The organism is Stenotrophomonas maltophilia, from assembly GCF_013464485.1.
GTDB classification, from domain to species: domain Bacteria; phylum Pseudomonadota; class Gammaproteobacteria; order Xanthomonadales; family Xanthomonadaceae; genus Stenotrophomonas; species Stenotrophomonas maltophilia_AW.
On sequence record NZ_RAUX01000034.1, the window covers coordinates 107,501 to 109,432 of the forward strand.

General features: G+C 54.4%; 2 rRNA genes (1 of these 2 running past the window's edge). Both read left to right on the forward strand.

Annotated features, from left to right (window positions below):
- A 23S ribosomal RNA gene (locus tag D7Y61_RS16160) occupies positions 1–1,732 on the forward strand (it extends 1,148 nt beyond the left edge of the window).
- A 126-nt stretch (positions 1,733–1,858) separates the two neighbouring features.
- Positions 1,859–1,932 (forward strand): 5S ribosomal RNA (gene rrf / locus D7Y61_RS16165); the annotation flags it as partial.

Here is a 1,932-nt window from a genome sequence, read left to right on the forward strand (position 1 = left end):
GCATAACTTTGTTATGCGCGGTAGAGGAGCGTTCCGTAAGCCGTTGAAGGTGGATTGAGAAGTCTGCTGGAGGTATCGGAAGTGCGAATGCTGACATGAGTAACGATAATGCGGGTGAAAAACCCGCACGCCGAAAGCCCAAGGTTTCCTTGCGCAACGTTAATCGGCGCAGGGTGAGTCGGCCCCTAAGGCGAGGACGAAAGTCGTAGTCGATGGGAAGCAGGTTAATATTCCTGCACCTCGCGTAAGTGCGATGGAGGGACGGAGAAGGTTAGGTGTACCAGGCGTTGGTTGTCCTGGGGAAAGGCGGTAGGTTTGGATCTTTGGCAAATCCGGGATCCTCTAAGACCGAGCACCGAGACGAGCCTTTATGGCGAAGTCACTGATACCACGCTTCCAGGAAAAGCTCCTAAGCTTCAGCTTACGCAGACCGTACCGTAAACCGACACAGGTGGGTAGGATGAGAATTCTCAGGCGCTTGAGAGAACTCGGGTGAAGGAACTAGGCAACATGGCACCGTAACTTCGGGAGAAGGTGCACCCTTTTTGGTGGCTCGTGCGAGCTATAGCTGAAGAGGGTCGCAGTAACCAGGCCGCTGCGACTGTTTATCAAAAACACAGCACTCTGCAAACACGAAAGTGGACGTATAGGGTGTGACGCCTGCCCGGTGCTGGAAGGTTAATTGATGGGGTCAGCCGCAAGGCGAAGCTCTTGATCGAAGCCCCAGTAAACGGCGGCCGTAACTATAACGGTCCTAAGGTAGCGAAATTCCTTGTCGGGTAAGTTCCGACCTGCACGAATGGCGTAACGACAGCGGCGCTGTCTCCACCCGAGACTCAGTGAAATTGAAATCGCTGTGAAGATGCAGCGTTCCCGTGGCAAGACGGAAAGACCCCGTGAACCTTTACTATAGCTTTACACTGAACGTTGAGTTCGTCTGTGTAGGATAGGTGGGAGGCTATGAAACTGTGGCGCTAGCTGCAGYGGAGCCATCCTTGAAATACCACCCTGTCGTGCTTGACGTTCTAACCTGGGCCCATTATCTGGGTCGGGGACCGTGTATGGTGGGTAGTTTGACTGGGGCGGTCTCCTCCTAAAGAGTAACGGAGGAGCTCGAAGGTACGCTCAGCGCGGTCGGACATCGCGCACTGTGTGCAAAGGCATAAGCGTGCTTGACTGCAAGATCGACGGATCAAGCAGGTAGGAAACTAGGACTTAGTGATCCGGTGGTTCTGTATGGAAGGGCCATCGCTCAACGGATAAAAGGTACTCCGGGGATAACAGGCTGATACCGCCCAAGAGTTCATATCGACGGCGGTGTTTGGCACCTCGATGTCGGCTCATCACATCCTGGGGCTGTAGTCGGTCCCAAGGGTATGGCTGTTCGCCATTTAAAGTGGTACGCGAGCTGGGTTCAGAACGTCGTGAGACAGTTCGGTCCCTATCTGCCATGGGCGTTGGAGATTTGAGAGGGGCTGCTCCTAGTACGAGAGGACCGGAGTGGACGAACCTCTGGTGTTCCGGTTGTCACGCCAGTGGCATTGCCGGGTAGCTATGTTCGGAAGCGATAACCGCTGAAAGCATCTAAGCGGGAAGCGCGCCTCAAGATGAGATCTCCCGGGGCACAAGCCCCCTGAAGGAACCATGTAGACTACGTGGTTGATAGGTCAGGTGTGTAAGTACAGCAATGTATTGAGCTAACTGATACTAATGATCCGTGCGGCTTGACCATATAACCTCAAGTTGCCTTGGCTTTACGACAACGTCGTAAGAGCATCCAAGTGCACGCTACGTCACAAGAACTATGCGAGGCTGGCGCCTTGTCCCACCGGGACGAGTGCGACTCTCCAAAAGCCTCCCTGGTGAAATTAGCGCTGTGGAACCACCCGATCCCATCCCGAACTCGGAAGTGAAACGCAGCTGCGCCGATGG